Annotated in this window: 5 protein-coding genes; 1 reads left to right on the forward strand and 4 read right to left on the reverse strand. The window is 40.0% G+C overall.

The window, feature by feature from the left end; translation table 11 throughout:
• Positions 1-49: 49 nt before the first annotated feature.
• The 4 genes from RT445_RS11725 to RT445_RS11740 form a co-directional block, all read right to left on the reverse strand.
• The gene (locus RT445_RS11725; protein ID WP_274796711.1) at positions 50-1,600 is read right to left on the reverse strand and encodes a hydantoinase/oxoprolinase family protein; all 1,551 of its coding nucleotides are present in this window, start codon (positions 1,598-1,600) and stop codon (positions 50-52) included.
• Entirely contained in the window at positions 1,593-2,696 is a 1,104-nt protein-coding gene (locus tag RT445_RS11730; protein ID WP_274796710.1) for an S-methyl thiohydantoin desulfurase family protein, read from the reverse strand. Before RT445_RS11730 ends, RT445_RS11725 begins: the two co-directional genes overlap by 8 nt.
• The gene (locus tag RT445_RS11735) at positions 2,693-3,961 is read right to left on the reverse strand and encodes a cytosine permease (protein WP_313470631.1); all 1,269 of its coding nucleotides are present in this window, start codon (positions 3,959-3,961) and stop codon (positions 2,693-2,695) included. Before RT445_RS11735 ends, RT445_RS11730 begins: the two co-directional genes overlap by 4 nt.
• A 132-nt stretch (positions 3,962-4,093) precedes the next feature.
• Complete coding sequence (locus RT445_RS11740; RefSeq protein WP_274796707.1) at positions 4,094-5,686, reverse strand: PucR family transcriptional regulator; 1,593 nt, start codon at positions 5,684-5,686, stop codon at positions 4,094-4,096.
• A 151-nt stretch (positions 5,687-5,837) separates the two neighbouring features.
• On the opposite strand from RT445_RS11740, the gene RT445_RS11745 reads away from it, so the two are divergent.
• Positions 5,838-6,692, forward strand: coding sequence for a pentapeptide repeat-containing protein (locus RT445_RS11745; protein WP_313470632.1), 855 nt, complete (start codon positions 5,838-5,840; stop codon positions 6,690-6,692).
• Positions 6,693-6,710 lie beyond the last annotated feature (18 nt).

A 6,710-nucleotide genomic window follows, 5' to 3' on the forward strand; every position in this document is an offset into this window, starting at 1 on the left:
ACACGATGAAAGGAAGAGCCTTATTTACCTAAGACTCTTCCTTTTAACGTTATACCATTTTCCCTACTACTTTTACTTTTAATCTTGTTGCATTTTCTGGATGGTAGGCTAGTGGCGTTTCTTCCACTTCTACTAGCTCAATCGTATCTGCAAGGGCCCCTGCTAACATGGCTTGTTTTACTGCTTTATTTTCGGCGTCCCTCAGTGATTCCTCACGAGGCTCTTTGGAATAAATATAAATTTGCTCATATTGGCCACTAATTTGTGCGATGGAGGCACCAATGGCATTCGCAACACCACCATTTTCATTTTTTACAATTTTGGAAACACCGCGAATGCTGTCAGGTACAATGATACTGCCACCACCGACTAAGACTAGTGATACATCCTCAGATGAGGTTTTCATTTTATCAATGGCTTGCTCCAATAACAAAGAAATTTCTTCTTGAACAGCTTTAGCAAATGCCTCATCAATATGAGCCACTAAATTACGATCGCCTACATTGGCTAAACCAAGACGTACAGCAATATCGGTTGTTGTCAAAGTGGAGCCTCCAAATACGAGTGCTTCTTCACTAATTTTATAGCCTACACTATCTGGTCCTACAGTAATTTTGTCGTCCTCCACCCGAACAATACTACCACCACCGAGTCCGACCGAAATAATATCTGGCATTCTAAAGTTCGTACGGATGTCCCCTACTTCCACGGCAACGGACGATTCACGCGGGAATCCATCCTGTAACACACCTATATCGGAAGTTGTTCCACCCACGTCCAACACCATTGTATTTTGAATTTGGGATAGATACGAAGCGCCTCGAATACTGTTTGTTGGCCCACAAGCAATCGTCAGGATTGGGAATTGCTTCGCGTAATCTATCGACATTAACGTCCCATCATTCTGACATAAGTAAACATCCACGTTAAAAATACCTTCCGCTTGAAGTGCCTGAATAAAGCCCTGGGTTGTCGTTTCGATGACCTTACATAAAGCAGCATTGAGAATCGTTGCATTTTCACGTTCAATTAATCCAACCGAACCAATTAGGGATGAGCAGGAAATGGGGAAATCCTCTCCATAGGCTTCTTGAATCCATTGACGAACCTGTAATTCTTGGTCATTTTTAATTGAAGAAAAGACACCTACAATCGCAATCGATTCTACTTCATCCTGCCATTCTTTTAATAGCTTCTGAATTTCTTCCTGATCAAGTGCACTTAGTAATTGGCCATCGTATTCATAGCCACCATGAGCAATCGCATAATTACCTGATAATTTATCAATCATATCTGTTGGCCAAGCTGTGTAAGGTAACACTGAGGCTGTTGCTGGATAGCCTAATCGAATGACGCCGACCTTCGCGAGCTTTTTACGTTCCACAATGGCATTTGTACATTGCGTTGTCCCTAACATCGCATGGGTAATTTTTGTTTTATCAATGTTGGCACCTTGTAGTAATTGTTGCAAGGACTTTTCAATACCCGTTTTAATATCTAAACTTGTTGGTGATTTCACACTATAAATTAGCTGACTATTATGGTCTAAAAGGATCGCATCTGTGTTTGTTCCACCTACATCAATTCCAATTTTATACATGTTCTGCAACCTCCTTTTTCACCATTTCTTCAATTGGCACGTAATCGTAATCATAGCCAAAGTATTTTGGTCCAGCCGTTTCAATCCCTTTAGCGGTACGCCACTTTTCATGAGCTGGTAGGCCAATTACGCGCACTCGTTTGCCGTATTTTAGACTTTCTGTTGTCACAGGCAGCAATGTTTCATAATCAACCAGACAGATAAGATCTGGCGTCATCGCTACCACTTTATCATTCTTCTCTGCTAATAGATTTTCATTTTGGAAATGAACTTTCATTTGATCATTTTTATAATGAGCAATGCCTTCAAGATTCATTTTACCTAGGTTAAAGCCACCCTTTGTTTCACGAATAACATCTACAATTTTCCCTTGGAATAGCTCAAAGCCCTTCACAAGCTCTAAAAGATGTTGTAGCTTATCGTTTACCTCTTGATTTTTCGAGGCAATAATTTCACCGATTTTTTCTGAAAGTGTCACGATATGATGCACACCGCTTTGCTTGATTTGCGCACCCGTTGTTGGATACAAGCTTACTAATGAGCTAGCTCCCATTTCGACAGTTGCCGACCGTGCGATACGCTCTGTCCATTTATTATCAATCGTTTCAAAAATACCAATATTCCCTTTTTCATCTGTAATGGCCATAGGTGTTGCCGAAATTCCATCAAGGTTAAATGTCACCATTTGTAACTCAGGAAATGCACGACCCATTCCATCACAATCAATTAACGGTAACCCTAGCTGTGCAGCAACTACAATCGGAATCATCGAGTTGACCCCACCCGCTTCCATCGGGTATGTTCCAGCAATTTTTTCTTTACCCAAATACTGCGCAAGCTTTTGGAAAACTTTTACAAATTCATCACCACGTGGAAATTTCTCTACTAACACAGATGGTGCACCCATCATAGCTGCTGGAATGAAAAAGTCATCGTCTGCAATTTCATCCACTGAATACAATTTTACAGGCCCATTTTTTTCGATGGCAGAAAGGGCCATTAGCTTCCCAATATAAGGATCTCCTCCTCCACCTGTTCCTAGAAATGCTGCCCCAATGGCAATATGTTCAATTGCTGCTTGATCTAAATATCTCATCTATGTTCCTCCAGTATGACAGTTTTTTGTACGGATACTCGATAGCCAATATAATAAATAAGGAAAGAAATAAGGATGCCGATCATCGGTTGGTTTGGTAATGGTGGCAATTCAGGGAATAAGGAGAAGACTACTGGCATACAGGCAATCACTGCGCCAACAAGCCAAGAAAACACCCCTAATCGATTCACACCTTCAATCTCATGCCAGCTATCTATCTTCCCTCGATGAATGACCCAATAAGAAGCAATCATCACACCTGCAACAGGTGGAATCATAGCTGATAAGATGGACATGATGGGTGTAAAATAATTTAAAATTCCTACCACGGCCAGTACCGTACCAATTGTTCCCGCGACACCAATCGCTAATCGTTCTTTGTTTTTAGCAATATCGAATACATTTATTAAAGCAATACCGCCTGAAATCGCATTTACCAAGTTGGTTTTCCATGTCGCTAAAATTAAACCAACCCCACCAATAAACGGTGTAGCGATATGCAGAAAGACAGCTGTAATATCACTTGTTTGGTAGGCAATGGTTAAAATAGCCCCAACTGCAATCATCAGCACACCTGTTGGAATAATCCCCAATGTAGCTGCTTTGACAACATCTGAACGTTTTTCGGAAAATTGTGAATAATCACCCGCTATGACGGCCCCTAAGGCAAACGATCCAATGGTAACGGCTAAACCATCCATAAAGCTCATATTGCCTTGTGGCTGATAATCGCGTATGAGCTGAAGCTGATCGCCTGATAATGTTTGACCTAAACCGTAAAGACAAATGATTACGAGTAAAGGTACTGCAATATAGCTTAAAATACGCAACACTTTCATTCCATAAAGCGCTGAAACAACCATCACCATTCCACTTATGAATGAAGCAAGCGGAATCGGTATATTCACATGATAAATGGCTAACAAATTGGCTAAGGCGACCCCACAAACATTGGCCTGAATACCAAACCATCCTAAGCAGGCAATGGCTAAAATGATGGACAAGATTGTTCGGGAGCCTTTTTTACCAAACACTTGCCCAGCAACATGGACAGTTGGTTTTCCTAAATCACTGCTTTGCATTCCTTGTAAAACCATAATGAACACGACAATTGCGTAGCCTACAAAAGCAACCGCAAGTGCCTTTGATAAACTCATATTGGTAATGAGTGCGTTACCTACTAATAAACTTGGAATACAAATCATGACGCCCGCCCAAATAATACCCAAGCTATACCAAGACTGACTTTTATTATTATTTTGCATGTGACTCCCTCCTTCTACTTAGGTGATGGATTAATGTTTTTTATTATAAAAGAAAGGTAGGCGTCACGTCTTTTGCGTAAATGAAAAAAATAATCTGAAATTTTGTTCAAATTGACAAAATTTCAGATTATTCTAATCATTAATCAAGCGATACAGCATACAAGCCATATACACATCGTAAAATTCTGAGTACACTGTCACATCTGTGCCAATCTGCTCACTAATTTTTTTAATACGATATTTCACTGTATTTTTATGAATATAAAGGAGCTCCGCACAGCGCTCCACACTAGCATTCGCATCCAATAAAAAGGTAATCAATGTTTGCAGGGAATCACGCTCCCGCAAAATGGGTTCTATGACAGACAGATGTTCTTCAATGATTTCTTCTCCCTGCCTACTAACATCTATAGCCCTTTTCATCGAACGTACCTCTGCTGCCGTAAACAACGTTCGCATGGGATAAATGGTATGCGCCTTAGCCCCTACCTGATTAACCAATTGATACATTTGGCGCACAGACTTTGTATTTTTCATTTTAGGTGCATAAACGATTTCCGCAATTTGATCATCAAAATTGGTGGTTTCACAATATTCGACTGCAATGTCAAACTCATGGTGCTTATAAAGACAATTCCCTAACAGCACAATAACACATTGATCCATGCACTGTATTACTCTTGTTTGGTAATATGTTGACAGTTGCTCATCTAATTCATCTCGAATTCTTTTTTCATCGGCAAGATCATGCATGTACACTAACCACATCATCTGAATGGCAGAAACATCAATATGAAGGAGATTTGCTAATCTTCTCATTTTCTCACTTTCATCATTGATAATAGCTTTGACTAAGGCATATTCACTTACCTCATCATGCTTATCCCCCCATAAATTAATCGCAACTTGCACCACTTCACTTACTTTATCAATCGTTTTAGTTGGCAGTTTTGTATTTTCTTTTATCAGAAATAGATAAAGAGGCTCGCCATTTTTTTGGTGTACTTTTTTATATTCAACAACACAGGAGACAGTACTTCGTTGGAACTCGAATGTTCCTGCTTCTCGATGGAAATTCGATTGGCTACATTCCGCAATGACCTTCGCCACATCTAATGTTGAATTTCGTGGCCACATCACTTGGTTCACAATATCAAAATGACTATTCGTTAGCAGAATATTGGCTTTCAAACGATCCGAAAGCATTTTTAACGTAATTTCTACACTTCTTAAATGCTCTGGCAGTAAGGATACCTTTTCTAACGTCTCTTTGACAAAATGATCATTGACTCCTTGATGACTAATAATGGCTTCCATAACCTCATAAATAACCTCATTATAGCGCAGGGAATAATCATTTCTTGGCATACAGATGATAATAAAGCCCTGTGATTCTGCTAGTGTCAGAACCTCCTCTGGAATATCAGGCAACACAATCCCTACATAATATAAAATAAGACCTAGCTCGCCTAAATCATGTAAATGCTGAATCGTTTCACATTGCTGTTCCACACTATTTCGAATGGAATAAAATGAGCTAATAACAAGCTCCTCTGCATACCATTCCTCTTGTACACGGTTAATAATTCTGGAATAAAAATCAACATTCGATACTTCTAACACGGATAAAGAAGATACAGTACGATGAAGATTATCTCGACCCGTTAAAACCTCTGCCCCTCGAAAGGATGGCAAATGTAATAATTCATTGACCGTTACCCCCATGTTCAACCACCACTTTTCTCTACAACATCTTTTGAAGAAGAATACCATATCCCCTATAATCTTTCAAAAACCATTTTCTCTCTTGTTCAACTTCAAGTGTGTAAGTGATAAAATAAAAACTAAGTTTAGAAGGTAAGAGAGGAATTTAACCATGTCAAATCTGACAAATAGAGATTCATCAGTGGGCATAAACATCCGCGAGAGCTTACTGGCTGATTGTCAAAGCTGTTTTGGCTTATGCTGTACGGCTTTAAATATTGTTGCTTCAAGTGACTTTGCGATCAATAAACCAGCAGGCTCACCATGCCCCAATTTGCAGGATAATTATAGCTGTCACATTCATAGTGAACTAAGAGAAACAGGCTTCAAAGGCTGTACGGTTTTTGATTGCTTAGGTGCAGGACAGCAGGTTTCACAAGTCACGTTTCAGGGGCAAGATTGGCGACAATCCCGTGAGCATGCTGACAAGATGTTTCGAGTATTTCCAATGATGGAACAGCTTTACGAAATGATTGCGTATGTGGCAGAGGCATTATCCTATCCAGTGAATAACGACCTTTACGAGCAGCTTCTAGCTCAATTGGAATTGCTCCAACAAACAACAGAATTAGATGCAGATGCCTTATTAGCACTGGATATGGTAGCTATACGTGTGCCTGTCAATGCACTATTGCTCAAAACAAGCGAACAAATTCGTCTACATAGCCTAAAGGGGAAAGCTTCTAAACAATTGAATCAGCGTGGGGCTGATTGGATGGGCAAAAATTTAAAGGGCAAAGATTTACGTGGAACGGACCTTCGAGGTGGCTATTTAATTGCGGCCAATTTACAAGATGCTAATTTACGAGAGGTAGATTTCATCGGAGCTGATTTGCGGGATGCCAATTTGCGCGGTGCAGACCTGTCGACAAGTATGTTTTTAACCCAAATGCAAATCAATGCAGCACAGGGTGATCGCTACACGAAATTACCTTCCTATATAAAGCGACCTGCCCATTGGCAATAAAAAAGGTAGATGACGTTT

It is taken from the genome of Lysinibacillus sp. (assembly GCF_032093475.1).
In the GTDB taxonomy this organism is placed as follows: Bacteria; Bacillota; Bacilli; order Bacillales_A; family Planococcaceae; genus Lysinibacillus; species Lysinibacillus irui.